Below are 18,374 nucleotides of genomic sequence, written 5' to 3' on the forward strand. Positions count from 1 at the left end.
GCTCTCCTAGGGCGTGATGATGATCTTCTGCTGGTCACTCGGTTGGGACAGTCCGTCGACGACCTCCTGCAGGTCGTCCAGGGTCGCGTAACCGCTGACAAACCCGTCGAGCCGGAGGCTGCCATCGGCCAAAGCCGCCGCAGCGGTGCGGAATTCGTCGGCGGTGTAGTAGCTGACGAAGCTCATCGTCACGTCTTTGACGACGGCGCCCAGTGGCATGAAGGTGTCCGGTTCCATGCAGACCCCGGCGATGACGATGCGGCCGCGTGGACCGGCCGCGTCGAGACAGGTAGCGATCATCCCTGGCTTGCCAACACATTCGACGACGAGGTCGTAGCCGGTTCCGACGCCGGCGGTGGTGGGGTCGATGGCATGCGTTGCACCCAGACCCACGGCCGCCTGCCGCCGCTGGGCCACCGGATCGCAGACGGTGATGTCGGTGATGCCGCGGTATCGAGCCCAGACCAGTGCCGACAATCCGACCGGGCCGGCGCCGACGATGAGCAGGCGGTCACCGGCAGCGGCGCCACCCCTGTTCAGGGCGTGCAGACCCACCGCCAGCGGTTCGACCAGGGCGCCGTCTCGGGGGTTGACCGAGGCGTCGAGCGCGACGGTGCCGGACGCTGCCACGGTGACGTATTCGGCGAATCCGCCGGGTCGAATCCCCAGCCCCACGGCCTGCGGGGTGGCGCATCGGGCGGGATCCCCGGCCGCACAGGAACCACACGCGGCGCACCCGATCACCGGCATGGCGGCGACCGGTGTGCCCTCGGGCCACTGATCGGCGACGGCCGATCCGGCGGCGGCGACCTCACCGGCGAACTCGTGCCCCATGATCGCGCCGTCGGGCAGCAGGGGATAGGTCTTGAGATCTGAGCCGCAGACGCCGCAGCCGTGGACCCGGATCAGCACCTCGTCGGACGCGGGCCGGGGCTCGGCGATGTCGCGGACGACAAACCTTCCACCTTCGATGACGGCTGCACGCATTGCTGCAGATTAACCGCCGGGCCGCCGACTGTGTTGACGAATGGCGTAATTGGCAGGCGTTGTCGCTCAAACACTTTCGTGTTCTCTTTGCTTCGGCGTAAACCCTTGTGCAGTACGTGCCGATCATCAACACTGTCAGGCATGTCCGAGGCTGATGCGAATGTCTCGATCGTGCCCGGCCTTGCGTCTGGGGTACGGCGAGGTGGTCCCGGCAGCGGGTGTCGAGCGGTCGCCGACGCCACATCGAGCAGATCCGCGTGACCGATTCTGGCCTTTCGTCATAAAACTAGAACTTGTTCTCATATGCTCGGTGGCGTGTGCAGCCAAGGAGGTGGTCGATCGTGAGTGCAGTCCTCGAACCGGTGTCGCTCTATCGCGAGCTGGAATCTGACCTGACCGGGCCGGATGGTCCGTTTGCGCTGGCAACAGCCCAGGTCCGCGGTGAGTCCATGCTGGTCTACCGGGACGCCCCGGCGTCGCTGGATATGGTGTTCCGCGAACTCGTCGAGACCTATGCCGACAAGATCCTGTTGATCGAAGACGACGTCCAATACACCTATCGTGAGGTCGCAGAGCAGGCCGGACGGCTGGCCGGAGCGCTGGCCGCCGAGTATGGCGTCGGACCCGGAAGCCGGGTCGGCATCCTGATGAAAAACCGAGTGGCCTATGTAATTTCGATCATGGCCATCGCCCGCTGTGGTGGCGCCGCGGTGCTGTTCAACAGCCGGGAGTCCGTTGTCGAGACCGGTCACGCACTGGCAGATGCCGACTGTGTGGTGGTGATCGCCGACGACAAGCGCGCCGAGATGGTGCGTTCGGCGGGCTCAGAGGTGCCGTTGTTGGTGGTCGGTGACGCGCTGCCCGGTGGGTCGGCCCGGTCGTATGCCGACGTGATGGCGGAGTCGTTCGATCCGCCGGCACCGGTCGCGGTCGACCCGGAATCGCTGTGTTTGATCCTGTTCACCTCGGGCACCTCGGGCCGGAGCAAGGGTGTGCTGCTGACGCAACGCAACATCTGCACGATGGTCATGAACCTGCTGATGATCAAAGAGGTCAACATCCTCACCAATGCCCGCAAGTACGGGATGGAACCCGATGCGCTGCGCGGGTTGATGCCGAGCCTGTCGGCGCTGCTGATCTTTCCGCTGTTCCACACCTCCGGTCTGGTCTGCGTCCTGACCTCGATGACTTCCGGCGGGTTTGTGGTGATCCAGAATCGGTGGAACGCGCAGACCGCGATCGGATTGATCGCCGAGCACAAGCTGGCGATGCTGGCGGGTCCGCCGATGGTGATCACGGATCTGCTGGCGACCAACCCGGCGCCCGAGGCGCTCGCGAGTCTGGTGAACGTGGCACCCGCCGGGCAGGCGACCCCACCTGACCTGGTGAACCGGATCAGCGAGGTGCTCCCGTCGGCCGGCCGGAGTGTGGGATGGGGGATGACCGAAGCGGCCGGCAGTGTGTGTACCGCCGGTGGCGACCTGCTCGCCGCGTATCCGGAATCGTCCGGACCGCTGAGTCCGGTGATGTCGGTGCGGGTGGTCGATGACGCCGGAACGGTTCTGCCGGCCGGCGAGGTCGGCGAGCTGCAGGTCCGGGGGCCGCTGGTGATGGCGGGATACCTCGATCGTCCTGCCGAGACGGCCGCGACCTTCGACGGATCCTGGTACCGCAGTGGCGATCTGGGCTATCTCGACGACAACGGTCTGGTGTTCGTCGTCGACCGTAAGAAAGACATGGTGATCTCGGCGGGGGAGAACATCTACTGTGCCGAGGTCGAGCAGGCACTGATGGCCTCGGACCGGTTCACCGAGGTCGCCGTATTCGGGGTCCCGGACGAGCGACGCGGCGAGGTGGTGGTCGCGGCGGTCGCACCCCGGGACGGTGTGAACCTCACGGAGGCCCAGGTCAAGGACATCGTGCGCGACGCGCTCGCCGACTACAAGGTTCCTGCCGCGGTGGTGTTCGACCTGGCACCGTTTCCGCGTAGTGCCACCGGGAAGATTCTCAAAAGAAAAGTGCGCGAGCAGTATCGGGGCTGATGTCCGCCGGCAGGTTACCGTCGTAGGTGTGGACCTACTGCTCATCTCCGACACCCACATCCCCAAGCGGGCCCGTGACCTGCCGGCGCCCGTCTGGGAGGCGGTCGAGCGCGCCGACGTCGTCATCCATGCCGGCGACTGGATCGATCTGGCGTCGTACGAAGCGCTCGAGGCGCGGTCGGCCCGGTTGATCGCCTGCTGGGGCAACAACGACGGCGACGATCTGCGCGCTCGGATGCCCGAGCGCGCAGACGTCGTGCTCGGTGGTCTGCGGTTCACCGTCACCCACGAGACCGGGGCCGCGACGGGACGGGAGAAGCGGATGTCGGCGGCCTACCCGGACACCGACGTCCTGGTGTTCGGGCACAGCCACATTCCCTGGGACACCACGGCCGACACCGGGCTGCGGCTGCTGAATCCGGGGTCACCGACCGATCGGAGGCGGCAACCGAACTGCACGTACATGACCGCCACGATCGGCGACGATTCCGTGCTGGACGTGCAGCTGCACCGCCTGCCCCGACCCGCCGAGACCCGCACCGCTCAGAACAGGGGCTGACCCGGGTTCCCGGAGTCGCGCCGTAGAACCCGCAGTGAGCCCTGTGCGCCGACCTCGGTGAACTGCCCGGTGCCCAGTGCCTTCTGGTAGATCTCGAACGGTGGCCGGCCGCCGTCGGCCGGATCGGGGAACACGTCGTGGATCAGCAGGGCGCCGCCGATACGGACCCAGGGAGCCCATCCGGCCAGGTCGTTCTGTGCAGCTTCGCTGCTGTGCCCGCCGTCGATGAACACAAAATCCGCGGGCCGGCCCCAGATGCGGGCGGCGGCTGTGGAGGTGGCCAGCAGGCCGATGACGGTGTCTTCGAGTCCGGCGTCCCACATCGTGCGTCGGAACCGGGCCGAGGTGTCCAGCGTGCCGGTATGGGGGTCGACGAGGCTGGTGTCGTGGTACTCCCAGCCCGGCTGGTGTTCTTCGGACCCGCGGTGGTGATCGATGGTGGTGATGGTGGCGCCCACCGGCTGGGCAGCGGCGCCGAGGAAGACGGTGGACTTGCCGCAGTAGGTGCCGATCTCGACACCGATTCCGACTGCGTCGGGGGCTGACAGGTATTGGCGCGCAACCCGATACAGTGCGGTCGCCTCGTCGATCGGCATGAAGCCGGGGGCATCGATGGCGGCTTGGAGCTGGAGTTCACTGGGCTGGTCGTCGTGCTTCTGGGGAGCAGAGGTCATATGAGTGATCCTATCGGCGTCCCCGCGTAGGGTTGGGCGTTATGAAGGCTCAGATACTGAACGAAGAGACAGGTCCGAGTGGGTTGACCCTGACGGAGGTCCCCGATCCGGTACCGGCCGACAATCAGCTGCTCATCGACGTGAAGTCCTGCGGAGTCTGCTTTCCCGACCTGCTGATGAGTCAGGGCAAATACCAGCTGCGGATCCCGACCCCGTTCACGCCGGGTACCGAGGTCGCCGGTGTGGTGGCGCAGGCGCCGGCCACGTCCCGGTACTCCGTCGGTGATCGCGTTCAGGTGATGTCGGTGGTCGGTGGATTTGCCGAGCAGGTACTCGCCACCGATGAGCAGTTGCTACCCATTCCGCCGGAATTGACCTTCGACGAGGGCGCGGCGATGGGGATCAACCTGCAGACTGCGATCTTTGCCCTGAAGACGCGGGCCAATCTGCAGCCGGGCGAGACCGTTGGTGTGCTCGGTAGTGCCGGCGGCGTCGGTGTCGCCACCATTCAGGTGGCCAAGGCGATGGGCGCCCGGGTCATCGCCATCGTCCACCGCAAGGGTGCCGGGGAATTGTTGCGGGGTCTGGGAGCCGACGAGGTGGTCCAGCTCGAAGAAGGCTGGGGTACAAAGATAAAGGAACTCACCGGCAACGGTGTGGATGTGCTGATCGACCCGGTCGGTGGTGAGGTGTTCGACGAGGCGCTGCGTCAGGTTGCTCCCGACGGCAGGTTCGTGGTGATCGGGTTCGCGGCCGGCGGTATTCCGACGGTCAAGCTGAACCGGGTGTTGTTCCGCAACATCTCCGTGGTCGGCGCGGCGTGGGGCGAATACGTGCGTACACATCCCGATCTGCCCGCGAAACTCCACGACGACCTCACCGCGATGGTCGCAGCCGGGATGCGCCCCCCGGTGAATCGCACCTATGCCCTGGCCGATCTCCCGCAGGCCCTGGACGATCTGGCCAATGGAAAAGTCCTGGGCAAAGCGGTTGTCAAGATATCGGAATGATAAATCGAGAACGATGAGGAGTTAGCCCATGTGCCGCAACATCACCGAGCTCCGAGGGCTGGAGCCGCCCGCAAATGACGTCGAAATCGAAGCGGCGGCGCGACAATACGTGCGCAAGGTGAGCGGCGTACAGAAACCGTCGGCGGCGAGTGTCGAAGCGTTCGAGCTCGCCGTCGAGCGGGTCACCGCGGCGACCACGGAACTGCTGCAGGCGTTGCCTCCACGACGGCAGCCGCCCAAGTCCGTTCCCCCGCTCCGGCGTCCCGAGGTGCAAGCCCGGATCGCGGCGCAGGCGGCGCGGCAGAGCTAGCCGTTCTCCCGGTAAGCTCCACCGTCGACCCGAAGCCGTCGACCCGAAGCCGTCGAGCGTGCCGAAATTGCCGTCGAGCGGGCCGAAAATGCTCAAGGACCAGGCGGTTGAGTCAGGTTTCGATACCGAACAGGCGGGCCGCGTTGTGGTGCAGCACGCCTCGCACCCAGTCGTCGTCCAGGCCGACTTCGATGACGGCTTCGAGTGCGCTGGTGTAGCTGTACGGAATATTCGGGAAGTCGCTGCCCCATAGGATGCGATCACCTAGGTCGGTCAGCTTGTGCCGCGATTCGGTCGGAAACGGTGCACCTTCCTCGGCAAATGCGGTGAACGCCATCGTCGTGTCGAGATGGACGTTGCCGTAGATGCCGGCGAGGTCGAGGAAGTCGTCGTACTCGGGCATACCCATATGGGCGATGATCAGTGGTAGTTGTGGAAAGCGTTGCAGTAGTTCACTGATGGGCTCAGGGCCGGTGTATGTACCCGGTGCCGGGCCCGACCCGCAGTGGATCACCACTGGTACACCGGCGTCGGAGATCGTGCCCCAGACATCGTCCAGAAGTGGATCGGTGGGACTGTAGTCACCGACCTGGATATGCGATTTGAACACTGCTGCACCGGATTCGATGGCATCGGCGACATACGCCGGCGCCGTCACCTCCGGGTAGAACGTGGCCGTGCGCAGGCAGTCGGGTGTGCGAGCTGCAAAATCGGCGGCCCAACTGTTCAGCCAGACCCCCATGTCCGGTTTGTGTGGGTAGATCATCGAGGTGAATGCCCGAACACCGAAGTCGCGCAGCGTCTCGATGCGCTGGTCCTCATCGGCACGATAGGTGATCGGCCACTCGCGGCCGACCATCGGTCCGACCGAATCGAAGTATGCCCACACCTTGTCCATCACCGATTTCGGCATGAAGTGGGTGTGTACGTCGACAAGTCCGGGCAGGTCGAGCGCCTGCCAGATCGACCGGACGGCGTTCGGCTCAGCCACCGACAGGGATTCTGGTCCACACACGGCCCTCACGTTACCCACGCCAGAGGCCGGGGTGGTGCTGCCGCCGGGGATTCGTCTCCGGCGGCAGCACCGGCGTCACACTATGGAGTTGTCAATTTTCATGCGCGGTCCCGACGAGAGCTCGGGTGCGCTGGTGGGAAGCGTGTCAATTGGGAGAGGATGATCCGGTCAGGCGGCGAGGGTCAGGGTGCGTCGGTTGTAGGCCGGTAGGGGTCTTCGTTGGGGGTCGATGTCGGCCGGCGGGATCATCCAGGGGTGTCCGTCGGAGCCCATGATCACGTCCCAGCCGGTGTTGTGGACGGCCATGTGACACGTCCGGCACAACAGGCATCCGTTCTCCAGAGTGGTCGCGCCGCCGTCCACGAAGTGCACGATGTGGTGGCAGTCCGACCAGCTGGCATGGCCGCCGCATTTCACGCAGCAGGTGTCGCGGATGATGATCGCTTTGCGGACCAGCCCGGTGAACAGCCGTTTCGGTGGGCTCAGGTCGATCGGGACGTCCTGCCCGTCCAGGGTGATCGAGGTGATCGACGAATCGCACGCCAACATCGCAGCGGTCGCCTCGGTGACCGGACCCATCCACGGCAGGGTGGCGGCCTCGGGATGATCGGCGGGCACGGTCACGTTCACCTCGGTCCGCGGCGCCGACACCAGCGTCTGTCCACCACCGCCGCAGTCCAACAACCGGTGCAGGGCGTCGGCGCGGCGTTGCGTCGGGGACCGCGGATCATCCGAACCATCGGGTTCCGGATGTGCCCGGGACCAGCGATCCAACGCCGAGTGCAACTTTTCCCCGATCACCGCATCCACATCGAACGTGCCGACACAACGGCCCTCGCGGACTTTGTATTCGAGGCTGTTCAACGACCGGTCTTCTGCCGGCGGCGGACCACCGGTGTCCTTGGCGACCTCGTTGCCCAGCGCTCGGGCTGCGGCGCTGATCTCTGCAGGTGGCGCTCCGGAGATGGCGTGGTTCAACAGTTTTCGCTCGAACGCGACCTGCTGCTCGGCGGTGACCGGATCCTCGGACCGCCCGACAACATGGGCGACACCTTTGACCACCGCATCGACGTGCTCGGAGGACAGGAACCCGTCGCGTGAATATCCGGCCGTACGATCCAGACCCGCCAAACCCGGCCCGATCCGCAGCCATCGGTATGCAGATGCCGGCGCCGCACCGTTGGCCTGCAGCAACTTTGATGTCGTAGACCCGGACTTACGGGCGATCCCCGACTCGTCGATCACCGCCGCACACACTGCAAGTTGATGCTCCGTGGCGTTGCGCAGCGTGATCAGATCTTTCACCACCCCCAGCACGACATCCGCGTCGTCGGGTATCGGCAGGTCAACCAGATCGTCGACCATCTCGAGTAGTCGCATGGCACAGCACCTTCCAACGGGAACACGAACCGGGAACGTCGACCGGAGTGTCTCTGCGGGGAAGGCGTCAGATACATGATGCGTGTGGTCGATTGACTCCACTGTACCTATTCGAACGCATGTTCGCAAGACTGTTTGGGTCTAATTTCGTTCAGGTTCAACATCTTTCGATAGTGAGGCGAAGCAACTCTGCGCTGGCGGCCGAACGTTTCACGTGCAACTCGGCCGCCGGCGTTGGGGAGCTTTGGTCATCAGCTGAAGTGGTCCTTGTAGATCTGACCATGTACACCGACTGTCCGGTCGACCACCTGTGAGACGGTGAAGTCGGCCGCCGCGGAGAGGTATGCGTAGGCGGTCGCACGGTCCATGCCCTGATCGTTTTCGAGGAAGTCCAGCGCGTTGACGACAGCGCGTCGCATCGCGGCGTTGAGGTCGCTGCTCTGGCCGTCGACCGCACCGTCGGGATCGGATAGGCCGATGGGGATCCAGGATTCGGCAGTTTCCGCGAAGGGGTAGCCGTACGCGACACTCGGTGCGTCCCCGGATCCGGGCTTGCAGACCGTCAAGCGGAAGGTGCCGCGCAGCGAACCCTCCATCGCCGTCAGTGCGACCTCCCCGTCGCCCATCGCCATGTGTGGGTCGCCGACGTAGAACAGCGCACCGGGCGCGAAGACCGGAAGATAGAACGACGACCCCTCGCCGAGCAGTCGAATGTCGATGTTGCCGCCACCCAGCGTGGGTGGAATCGAGTTCGAGGTGGGCGCCGTCGGGTCGGCATCGGTGGAAAATGCAACACCCATCATGCCCATGAACGGACGGAGCGGAAAGCGGACGCGAGAACTCTGTCCAAAGGGCATGACCCCCAACCCATCCTCGATGGATGTGAAGATCGAAACGTTGCCCTGTCGTGTGGGGTCGGGGTCAGCCCTTCCGTCGGTTCCGACCGGAGGCATCACCTCGGCGAGGTCGATGCCTGCGGGTGCGCCGCCATCGCTGGTTCTTGCCAGTGAGCCCTTGCCGTGTCGACTGGAGACAACGCCGTACGGCACGCGCGGAATGGCTTCCAGGGTCTCGATCTTGAGGACGTCTCCCGGTTCGGCGCCCTCGACGAACACCGGTCCGGTGACCACATGGGGGCCGTCCTTGCTGAAGGTCCGCGGTGTCCGGTTGTAGTCCGCGGCGATGGCGGCAGCGTCCTGCAACACATCGGTCTCTGCGACGCCTTTGGTTCCGAAGTACTCGATGGGGTTACGGCCCTGGTCTTCGAGTATGCCCTCGTGTGACACGGTGTCGATGGTGATGGTCTGGCCGGATTTCATCCGAATCACCGGGGAGATGTGCACGTTCGGGACATATCCCCACAGCACTTGGTCCGGAAGGGACCCCAGATACAGGTCTCCGGACCTCTCGCCCTGCCCCGGCTGCAGAATCGGGACACCGCCGGCATAAGGCAGGGCCGGTGACGACACGGTCGGTCCCGGAGATGCGTCGGAGCAGGAAGCGGTCACTCCCGCGACACCGACCCCGGCACCGATCGCGGCGACGCTCTGGAGGAATCGGCGCCTGCCGAGTCCCTGGGATAGCAGCTCCGCGGCAGCTTTCGAAAACTCTTCGGGCACAGTGATCCTCCGGTGCGTTGTCGGATGTCCGAAACTACCGAGAAGTTGTTTCCTACGAGTTGCGCACGATGCGCCAAGATGTCGGAGATTGTTAACCGGTGGCGAGGTTTGAAGCCGACCGTGATGGGACACATTCGGCCGGACGATCGCGCGGGCCGTTGGATCAGGTGCGCAGGGCGGGGATCACCTTGTCGCCGATGAGGTGGACGCTGTCCCATGACGGCTGCTCGGGCATCCCGCCGCAGAGCGGGTGGCTGGTGACGAGCCGGAACTCTTTGCTGCGGCAGCGTTCGATGAGTTCGTCGGGAGTACAGACGACATATCCGCTGCCACTTCGGAGTTCGTCCACGGTAGTGGAGCTGTCGCGGACGTGGGAAGCGTGATCACCGTGCCAGGCGTCGTAAGCGCGGGCGTCGGCGAGGAGGTGGTCGCCGTACGCGTGCCAGAATTTGTCGGGGTCTTCGGCGCAGAAGACGGTGGACGGTCCGGGTGGGGGTGTCATGACAAAACCCGGTTGCCGACCGTGTCTGCGGCATTCGGCGTCGTAGAGGTCGCGGAGGTCCGGGTCGGCGACCTGTGGAGCGAAACCGAGATCGAGACGGGCTGCCCGCCGGGCTGCGGCCCGAGAACCGCCGCCGTAGAACAGGAATGGATGCGGCTGGGACAGGGGAGCGGGGGTGACGCGAACCCTGCGTCCGTCGTACTCGAACTCCTCACCTGTCCAGGCCTGACGCAGCACACCGATGGCGCGCTCGATGTCGTCACCGCGGGTGGCCCAGGATTTGCCGAACTGCTCGTACTCGGCGGGCAGGTAGCCGAGCCCGAGTGTGTACGTCACCCGGCCGCCGCTCAGGTTGTCGAGGAGCGCGATGTCCTCGGCCAGGCGCAGCGGGTCATGCAGATTCACCACGATCGCGGAGATGGTGATCTGGATCCGCTCGGTGCACGCGGCGAACGCGGACCCGACGATCAGCGGGTTCGGCAGATAGCCGTCAGGTGAGCCGTGATGCTCGGAGAGCATCACGGCGTCCTGATCATGGGTGTCGAGATAGCCGACCTGCTCCACGGCGCGCTTGAACAGTTCGGCCCGTCCGTCCGGCGTGGCACCTGGCGCACGAAAGTCGTAGCGCGTCGCGAAGAAGGTCATGTCGACTTGTTCTGCTTTGCGAGTTTGGCCTCGTGCTTCTGGATGACGGAGCCGAACATCATGTTCATCCTCGAACCCTGCGGCCATCCGACGTAATAGCAGAGGAACAGGGCGATTTCGAGGAGTTCGTCGCCGGTGAGTTCACCGTTGGCCAGTGCTGCGCCCGCCTGGATCTCGGCCACATCGATCTGTCCGGTTGCTGCCAGGACGCCGAAGATCAGCAGGCGGCGGTCACGGAAGTTCAGGCCCTCACGGTTCCAGACGTCGGCGAAGAGATGTTCGGTGAGGTAGGCGTAGAAATCACCCGGCCCGTCCTGCATCTCGAAGCCGTACACCTTGGCCATCGTGTCCATGCCTTTTTGGCGCAGCTCCGAGGTCGGTGGCTGTTCACCGTTCGAGGAACCCTGTTCGGTTGTCATTTCTTTTCCTTTCCAGAGGTCGAGCTGCGCTCCGCTGCGTCTCCGCCATCGGTCGAGCTCCGCTTCGCTGCGTCTCCGCCATCGGTCGAGCTCCGCTTCGCTGCGTCTCCGCCCACGCCCAGACCGTCTGCGAACCGGTCGAGAGCTACTTCACCCAAGGGGAGTTCGACGCCGAGTTCGCCACCGAGGGCCAGTGCCAGACCGAGGTCTTTTTCGCCGAGGTCGCGCACGTGGCTCAGGATGTCGTACCAGAAGTCGTCCGGCGGGATGGGAGCTGTGTTGTCCCGCAGGATGATCGAACCGGCGCCACCGGTGATCGCGTCGGTGTGACGGACGACCTTGCCGAGTTTGACGATGTCGATCCCGGCCGCCTCTGCCAGCCGGGAGGCCTCGGTTGCGGCGGTGAAGGAGATGAAGTGCAGCAGGTTTCGGGCCAGCTTCATCTTGGTTCCGGCGCCGATCGGACCCGCGTGCATGATCATGTCGGACATCAGGGAATAGGGCGGCTTCAACTTCAGATAGGCCTCGCGCTCACCCCCGACCATGATCGCCAGACGGCCCTCCTTGGCGCCGCCGGCCCCACCGGATACCGGCGCGTCCACCAGTGAGACACCCTGTGCGGCACACACTTCCTCCAGATCGATCGCGGTCTGCGGTCCGATTGTGGAATGGATGGCGATGACGGTGCCCGGCGCAGCGGTCTCGAGGATGCCGTGCGATCCGGCGACCACGGTGTTGACCTGCTCGTCATTGAGGACGGTCACGCCGATGACGGTGGCGGTCTTGGCGACTTCGGCGGGGGAATCGGCTCGGGTCGATCCTTCGATCGTGGCCTCGGGCCGCGTATCGCAGACGACCAGGCCACCCGGCCATTTCGCCAGGCGCTCGGCCATCGGTGCGCCCATGTTGCCCAGGCCGATGAAGCCGACCGGTGCGCTCTGGTCCGACGCGGTGTCGGCTGCCTGTTGTTCGCTCATGATCGGATGATCTGTCCGCCGTCGACGTTGAAGATCTGACCGGTGATCCAGCCGGCCTCGTCGGAGAGCAGGAACAGGCACATACCGGAGAGATCTTCGGGAGTGCCCATGCGCGACAACGGGATCTTGCCGACCATGTCCTTGACGATGCTGCTCGGAGTGGTCGATCGGGTCGCCTCGGTGTCGATCGGTCCGGGGGCGATCGCGTTGATGCGGATCCCCGATCCGCCGAGCTCGGTGGCGAGCTGCTGGGTCAGGCCGTTGATCCCGACCTTCGCCAGACCGTAGAAACCGCTGTACAACCATGCGGCGGTGGAGGACTGGTTCACGATGGCGCTACCGGGCTTCATCTGCCCGTACACGGCGCGGGTGACGTTCAGTGCGCCGTCGAGGTTGACGCTCATGAACTTCTTGTAGTAGTCCCACGGGACGGTGATCAGGAAGTCCAGTTGCATGCCGCCGTAGATCGCCGCATTGTTCACCAGGTAGTCGATCTGCCCGTAGGCCTCCAGCGTTGCCGCCGCCAGGGCCTGCGCCGATTCGGGCTCGGCGACATCGGTGTTGACGTACAGACCCCCGATGTCGGCGGCGACCTGCTTGCCTGCCTCGTCGTTGAGGTCGGCGATCACGACATTCGCACCCTCGCCGGCGAGCTTGCGGGCATAGACCTCACCGATGCCACCGGCAGCGCCGGTGACTATCGCCGTCTTGCCGTCAAATCTGTTGTTGCTCATCAGTCGATCTCCTTATGCCGGTGTCGCCACCGCTTTGATTTCCAAATACTCTTCGAACCCGGCCACGCCCATCTCGCGACCGATACCGGACTGCTTGTAGCCACCGAACGGGACGTCGGCGGAGTACCAGATACCGCCGTTGATACCCATGGTTCCGGTGCGTACGCCGTCGACGACCTTCTTGATCCGCTCCGGATCGGTACCCCACACCGCGCCCGACAGGCCGTAGGGGGAGTCGTTGGCAATGGCGATCGCGTCGTCGTCGCCGTCGTGCGGGATGATCACCAGGACCGGCCCGAAGATCTCTTCCTGCGCCACCCGCGCCGAGTTCTCCAGCCCGGAGATCAACGTCGGCTCGATGAAGAAGCCCTTGTCCTTGTCGGCCGGGCGTCCGCCACCGATCTCGATGGTTCCGCCTTCGTCGCGGGCGAGCTGGAGGTAACCCTCGATCCGTTCGCGCTGGACCGCGGAGATCACCGGACCGCAGATGGTCCCGGGATCTGTCGGGTCACCGGCGGGTAGCCCGGCCATCCCGGCCTTGACCAATTCGATTGCCTCATCGTATTTCTCGCGGGGCACCAGCATGCGAGTGGTGAGCGCGCAGCCCTGGCCGGCGTGGGTGACCACCGAGAACGCGGCCATCGAGCAGGCGGCCCCCAGATCGGCGTCGTCGAGAACGATGTAGGCCGACTTGCCGCCGAGTTCGAGGAAGACCCGCTTGAGCGTCTCCGCCGCAGCGACCATCACCTTCTTGCCGGTGGCGGTCGAACCGGTGAAGGAGACGACATCCACGCGCGGATCGGATGACAGCAACGCCCCGACGCTGTGATCACTGGACGTGACGATGTTGATGACGCCCGCTGGGAAGTCGGTCTCCTCGGCGATCACCTTGCCCACCAAGGCCGCACACCACGGGGTGTCGGGGGCGGGCTTGAGCACCACGGTGCAACCGGCGGCCAGGGCGGGGCCGATCTTCGCGAAATTGATCTGGTGGGGGAAGTTCCACGGGGTGATCGCACCGACGACGCCGGCCGCCTCGCGTTGCACCCTGCGATGGGTCTTGATGCCCATCGGCTTGGCGCGCCCGAGGTCGGTCTCCCACTCGTAGCTCTCGGCCAGATCGGCGAAGTAGCCCAGGTCGGCGATCGGGCCTTCGAGTTGTGGGCCCGAGGTCAGGAATGCCGGGGCGCCCACCTCGGCGATGGTGATCTCGCGGAGTTCTTCGATGTGACCTTTCAGTGCGTCCCGGAGTTGGCGTAGGCAGCGGGCGCGGAAGGCGTGATCACGCGACCATGTGGTGGTGTCGAACGCGGTGCGGGCGGCGCCGATGGCGGCATCCATGTCCCCGGTCGTGCCGTCGGCCGCGTGGCCGATGACCTCTTCTGTCGCGGGGTTGATGATCGCGAACGTGCCCCCCGATCCGGGCGCCAATTTTCCGTCGATCAGCAGCTCGGAGCTGGTTTCTGGTCTGAGCGTCATAACTGGTCGTCTCCTTCTGGACACGTGTCTGGACTGCGGTTTGAACGTAGTGTAACGTCACTGTCCATGTCCAGTCCGGTTTCTTTCGAATCCACCCGCCGCCGACTCACAACCGCGCAGGCCGAGACCGTCGGCAAGCTCACCGAAGCCGCGGTCGAGGTGCTCCGTGAGGTCGGATATGACGCCCTCACCGTGCGGTCGGTGGCCAAGCGCGCCGGGGTTGCCCCGGCGACCGCCTACACCTACTTCAGCTCCAAGGGACACGTCGTCGCCGAGCTGTTCTGGCGTCGGTTGGCGGAGGGCATCACCGAACCCGATCCGTCGGCGCCGCGCGCGGACCGGGTCGCCGTGGTGCTGCGTTCGGTGTCGCTGGCCGTCGAGGACGACAGTCACCTCGCGCGCGCGGTCACCGCGTCGCTGCTGGGATCGGACCCCGACGTCGAACATCTCCGGTTGCGGATCGGTCTGCTGATCCGCCAGCGAATTTCGGATGCGCTGGCCGGTGACTCAGGTGAGCCCGTCGACGAGGGGGAGCTCGAAGCCCTGGAAATGCTGTATTCCGGTGCTCTGGTCCGCGCCGGTATGGGTTACGAATCGTATTCCGCCATCGCCGATCGGCTGGTTGCCGCGGCAAAACTACTGCTGGAGCGCCGATGACCGCACAGACGAAGCTCTCATTCGACCCGTACGACTACAACTTCCACGAGGATCCGTATCCGACCTATGCGCGGCTGCGGGCCGAGGCGCCGGTCTATCACAACGCGGACATGGACTTCTGGGCTTTTTCCAAGCACGAGGATGTCCGGACCGGTTTCCGGGATGCGGCGCGGTTGTCGAACAGTTGGGGAGTCTCGCTCGACCCGGCCGCCTACGGACCCGATGCGCACAAGTCGATGTCGTTTCTGGCGCTCGATGATCCGAAGCACATGCGCATCCGCAAGCTTGTCTCGAAGGGTTTCACACCGAAACGTGTTGCCGAGCTGGCCGATCGGATCGGTGAACTCACGCAACAACATTGGAGTCGCTGCCTCGAGATGGGGGAGTTCGACTACGTCACCGAGTTCGCCGGCCTGCTGCCAATGGACGTGGTCTCCGAGCTGCTCGACGTGCCGGTCGGCGACCGCGCACACCTGCGTACCCAATCCGACCTTTTGATCCACCGCGACGAAGGCGTGTTCGACGTACCCGAAGCCGCGGTTCACGCCTACTTCGAATTGACCCGCTACTACTCCGAGTTGCTGGTGGAGCGGCGCAAGAAGCCAGGCACCGATCTGGTCTCGGCGCTGCTCGACGCCGAGATCCTCGATGACGAAACCGGCGAGAAGACCCGGCTGACCGAAGACGAGATCATCGGTTTCATGATCCTGATGATCGTCGCCGGCAACGAGACGACCACCAAGCTGTTGTCCAACGCGGTGTACTGGGGCTGGCGTTTCCCGGATCAGCTGGCGATTCCGATGGCCGATCACGAAGCGGTGCCGCAGTGGACGGAAGAGACTCTGCGGTATGACAATTCGACGCAAATCGTGCTTCGGCGCGTGATCGAGGACGTCGAATACGGTGGTTACACCATACCCGCCGGCCAACGGGTTCTGCTGCTGCTGGGATCGGCCAATCGCGATGAGGACGTCTTCGACGAGGCGGACCGCTACCTGATCGGCCGGGACTCCTCGCAGACGCTCACCAGCTTCGGCCTCGGTACCCACTTCTGCCTGGGCGCGCACCTGGCGCGGCTCGAGGCGAATGTTGCTCTCTCACAGATCGTGCAGTCGATCAATCAGGTCGACATCGACATCGACAACGCCGCCCGCGTGCATTCGGTCAACGTCCGCGGATTCGCGTCGCTCCCCATGAAGGTGAAGGTGCGCTGAATGCCTCGTTTCCCCGCTCATCCCGATCGCCGTCCGGTCATCGTCGCCGGCGCATCCTCTGGGATCGGCGCCGCCACCGCGGTGATGCTGGGCGCCGCCGGTTATCCGGTTGCACTGGGCGCCAGACGAGTTCAGAAGTCCCAGGAATTCGTCGATCAGATCAACGCGGCGGGAGGCGAGGCGGTGGCACTACCGCTCGACGTCACCGACGCGGCATCGATCGATGAGTTCGTCACCAAGGCCGAAGCCCAGTTGGGCCCGATCGAGGTGGCGGTCTCCGGTGCCGGTGACCTCGAGCCGGGCCGTGCCCACGAACTCAGCAACGACGACTTCGCCGCGCAGGTCAACATCCACCTGCTCGGCGCCCAGCGACTGTTCCGCCGGGTCGTCCCCGACATGGTCAAGCGGCAGCGCGGTGACTTCGTGTTCGTCAGCTCCGACGTCGTCACCTGGCCGCGGCCGCAGATGGCCGCCTACGTGGCGGCCAAACGAGGCGTCGAAGGCCTGTCCGACGTCGCCCGAATGGAACTCGAAGGCACCGGTGTCCGCTCCAGCCTGGTCCGGCCGGGCCAGGTCATGACCGGCATGGGCATGAACTTCACCGCCGAGGTCGCCGAATCGGTTCTCAACGACTGGGTCCCCTGGGGCCTGGCCCGGCACAGCAACTTCCTCAAGCCCGAACACCTCGCAACAGCCATCACAACCATCGTTTCCATGCCTCGGGGGGCCCATATGCGCCTGGTCGAGGTCGAGGCAGAAGCCCCGATCGAACGCACTGGAGGAGACAGCAAATGACACTCACCAAACCCAAGCGCGTATCGGGTGGCGAAGGCGAACACGGCCACCTCGACGAGTTGGCCAGCGACCCGATCGGCCTGTTCTGGCGGGTCCGTGAGGAATGCGGCAATGTCGGGGTCTTCCAGCTCGCCGACCGTGAGGTCGCCCTGGTTTCCGGTGCCGCGGCCAACGAGGCCTTCTTCCGTGCCTCGGAAGAAGACCTCGATCAGGCCGCCGCCTACCCGTTCATGACTCCGATCTTCGGCGAGGGCGTGGTCTTCGACGCCAGCCCCGAACGTCGTTCGGAGATGCTCCACAACCAGGCGCTCAAGGGTGCCCACATGAAGCAGCACGCCATCACGATTCCCGCGGAGACCGAGCGCATCATCGCCAACTGGGGTGATGAGGGTGAGATCGACCTGCTGGAGTTCTTCGCCGAGCTGACCATCTACACATCGTCTGCCTGCCTGATCGGCAAGAAGTTCCGGGAACAACTCGACGGACGGTTCGCGCACCTCTACCACGATCTGGAGAAGGGCACCGACCCGATCGCCTACGTCGACGCCTACGCAGACATCGAGAGCTTCCGTAAACGCGATGCCGCCCGAGTCGGTTTGGTGGAGCTGGTCCAGGGGATCATGGACACCCGTCTCGTCGGAGAGCCGGCGACGGACGAGGACCGGGATCTGCTCGATGTCCTGATGTCGATCAAGGATGACGAAGGCAACCTGCGTTTCACCGCCGACACCATCACCGGCATGTTCATCTCGATGATGTTCGCCGGCCACCACACCACTTCGGGCACCGCGGCGTGGACGCTGATCGAACTTCTCCGCCATTCGGAGTACATGGATCAGGTCACCGACGAGCTCGACGAAATCTACTCGGGCGGAGCCGAATACAGCTTCGGTGCGATGCGGCAGATCCCCAAGCTCGAATCGGCACTCAAGGAAGCTCTGCGTCTGCATCCGCCGTTGATCGTGTTGATGCGGGTGGTGCAGAACGAGTTCGTGGTCGAAGACGTCCAACTCGAGCCCGGACAAGCGATTGCGGTGTCGCCGGCGATCTCGAACCGCCTGCCCGAGGATTTCCCTGAACCCGACAGCTTCGACCCGGACCGCTATCTCGAACCCCGCCAAGAAGACCTCGTCAACCGGTGGACGTGGATTCCCTTCGGTGCGGGCCGGCACCGTTGTGTCGGTGCACAATTCGCGATCATGCAGCTCAAGGCGATCTTCTCGGTGCTGCTGCAGAACTATGAGTTCGAGATGTCCCAGCCGTCCGAGTCCTACAAGAACGACCACTCGAAAATGGTTGTGCAACTGGCCCAACCCTGCAAAGTCAAGTATCGCAAGCGCAGCAGCTAGTGCTCAT

At 64.7% G+C, this 18,374-nt stretch carries 18 protein-coding genes; 8 read left to right on the plus strand and 10 right to left on the minus strand.

From position 1 onward, the window contains the following. Positions 1-6 precede the first annotated feature (6 nt). A complete protein-coding gene (locus tag AC51GR_RS03320; RefSeq protein ID WP_496323202.1) occupies positions 7-987 on the minus strand; it encodes a zinc-dependent alcohol dehydrogenase in 981 nt (326 codons plus the stop codon). A gap of 341 nt (positions 988-1,328) precedes the next feature. Between AC51GR_RS03320 and AC51GR_RS03325 the strand changes: the two genes are divergently transcribed. Together AC51GR_RS03325 and AC51GR_RS03330 are read left to right on the plus strand one after the other, a co-directional pair. Next, complete coding sequence (locus AC51GR_RS03325) at positions 1,329-3,029, plus strand: class I adenylate-forming enzyme family protein (protein ID WP_496323203.1); 1,701 nt, start codon at positions 1,329-1,331, stop codon at positions 3,027-3,029. Positions 3,030-3,057: 28 nt separating this feature from the next. Continuing rightward, on the plus strand, positions 3,058-3,588 hold the full coding sequence (locus AC51GR_RS03330; protein WP_496323204.1) for a metallophosphoesterase family protein: 531 nt from the start codon (positions 3,058-3,060) through the stop codon (positions 3,586-3,588). Here AC51GR_RS03330 and AC51GR_RS03335 read toward each other — a convergent pair. Beyond that, positions 3,573-4,262 (minus strand): class I SAM-dependent methyltransferase, encoded by a 690-nt coding sequence (locus AC51GR_RS03335; RefSeq protein ID WP_496323205.1) that lies wholly within the window; start codon positions 4,260-4,262, stop codon positions 3,573-3,575. The genes AC51GR_RS03330 and AC51GR_RS03335 overlap by 16 nt on opposite strands. Before the next feature lie 41 nt (positions 4,263-4,303). On the opposite strand from AC51GR_RS03335, the gene AC51GR_RS03340 reads away from it, so the two are divergent. Together AC51GR_RS03340 and AC51GR_RS03345 are read left to right on the plus strand one after the other, a co-directional pair. After that, a complete protein-coding gene (locus AC51GR_RS03340) occupies positions 4,304-5,272 on the plus strand; it encodes an NADPH:quinone oxidoreductase family protein (protein ID WP_496323206.1) in 969 nt (322 codons plus the stop codon). Positions 5,273-5,300: 28 nt separating this feature from the next. Then, entirely contained in the window at positions 5,301-5,582 is a 282-nt protein-coding gene (locus tag AC51GR_RS03345) for a DUF2277 domain-containing protein (protein ID WP_496323207.1), read from the plus strand. A 112-nt stretch (positions 5,583-5,694) separates the two neighbouring features. Here the strand turns inward: AC51GR_RS03345 and AC51GR_RS03350 are convergent, their stop codons facing one another. From AC51GR_RS03350 to AC51GR_RS03385, 8 genes are all read right to left on the minus strand, one after another. After that, positions 5,695-6,573 carry an amidohydrolase family protein gene (locus AC51GR_RS03350; protein WP_496323208.1) on the minus strand — a complete coding sequence of 293 codons (879 nt, stop codon included), beginning with the start codon at positions 6,571-6,573 and terminating at the stop codon, positions 5,695-5,697. Positions 6,574-6,765: 192 nt separating this feature from the next. Continuing rightward, positions 6,766-7,977: an HNH endonuclease gene (locus AC51GR_RS03355; protein ID WP_496323209.1), complete on the minus strand. Its 1,212-nt coding sequence runs from the start codon at positions 7,975-7,977 to the stop codon at positions 6,766-6,768. A gap of 251 nt (positions 7,978-8,228) precedes the next feature. Further along, entirely contained in the window at positions 8,229-9,596 is a 1,368-nt protein-coding gene (locus AC51GR_RS03360) for an acetamidase/formamidase family protein (protein ID WP_496323210.1), read from the minus strand. Positions 9,597-9,759: 163 nt separating this feature from the next. Further along, positions 9,760-10,743 carry an LLM class flavin-dependent oxidoreductase gene (locus AC51GR_RS03365; RefSeq protein WP_496323211.1) on the minus strand — a complete coding sequence of 328 codons (984 nt, stop codon included), beginning with the start codon at positions 10,741-10,743 and terminating at the stop codon, positions 9,760-9,762. Then, positions 10,740-11,162 carry a carboxymuconolactone decarboxylase family protein gene (locus tag AC51GR_RS03370; protein WP_496323212.1) on the minus strand — a complete coding sequence of 141 codons (423 nt, stop codon included), beginning with the start codon at positions 11,160-11,162 and terminating at the stop codon, positions 10,740-10,742. Before AC51GR_RS03370 ends, AC51GR_RS03365 begins: the two co-directional genes overlap by 4 nt. Continuing rightward, the gene (locus AC51GR_RS03375) at positions 11,159-12,139 is read right to left on the minus strand and encodes an NAD(P)-dependent oxidoreductase (RefSeq protein ID WP_496323213.1); all 981 of its coding nucleotides are present in this window, start codon (positions 12,137-12,139) and stop codon (positions 11,159-11,161) included. Before AC51GR_RS03375 ends, AC51GR_RS03370 begins: the two co-directional genes overlap by 4 nt. Next, the gene (locus AC51GR_RS03380) at positions 12,136-12,873 is read right to left on the minus strand and encodes an SDR family oxidoreductase (RefSeq protein WP_496323214.1); all 738 of its coding nucleotides are present in this window, start codon (positions 12,871-12,873) and stop codon (positions 12,136-12,138) included. The genes AC51GR_RS03375 and AC51GR_RS03380 overlap by 4 nt, the downstream gene beginning before the upstream one ends. 12 nt (positions 12,874-12,885) lie before the next feature. Beyond that, positions 12,886-14,352 carry an aldehyde dehydrogenase gene (locus tag AC51GR_RS03385; protein ID WP_496323215.1) on the minus strand — a complete coding sequence of 489 codons (1,467 nt, stop codon included), beginning with the start codon at positions 14,350-14,352 and terminating at the stop codon, positions 12,886-12,888. Positions 14,353-14,418: 66 nt separating this feature from the next. On the opposite strand from AC51GR_RS03385, the gene AC51GR_RS03390 reads away from it, so the two are divergent. Genes AC51GR_RS03390 through AC51GR_RS03405 form a run of 4 tightly spaced genes read left to right on the plus strand, consistent with a single transcriptional unit; the run spans position 14,419 to position 18,367 of the window. Next, on the plus strand, positions 14,419-15,009 hold the full coding sequence (locus tag AC51GR_RS03390) for a TetR/AcrR family transcriptional regulator (RefSeq protein WP_496323216.1): 591 nt from the start codon (positions 14,419-14,421) through the stop codon (positions 15,007-15,009). Beyond that, positions 15,006-16,223: a cytochrome P450 gene (locus AC51GR_RS03395; protein ID WP_496323217.1), complete on the plus strand. Its 1,218-nt coding sequence runs from the start codon at positions 15,006-15,008 to the stop codon at positions 16,221-16,223. Before AC51GR_RS03390 ends, AC51GR_RS03395 begins: the two co-directional genes overlap by 4 nt. Further along, positions 16,224-17,018, plus strand: a complete 795-nt coding sequence (locus AC51GR_RS03400; protein ID WP_496323218.1) for an SDR family oxidoreductase — start codon at positions 16,224-16,226, stop codon at positions 17,016-17,018. Beyond that, positions 17,015-18,367 carry a cytochrome P450 gene (locus AC51GR_RS03405; RefSeq protein WP_496323219.1) on the plus strand — a complete coding sequence of 451 codons (1,353 nt, stop codon included), beginning with the start codon at positions 17,015-17,017 and terminating at the stop codon, positions 18,365-18,367. The genes AC51GR_RS03400 and AC51GR_RS03405 overlap by 4 nt, the downstream gene beginning before the upstream one ends. The last annotated feature ends 7 nt before the right edge of the window (positions 18,368-18,374 follow it).

The sequence above is a fragment of the Williamsia sp. z71 genome, assembly GCF_059553375.1.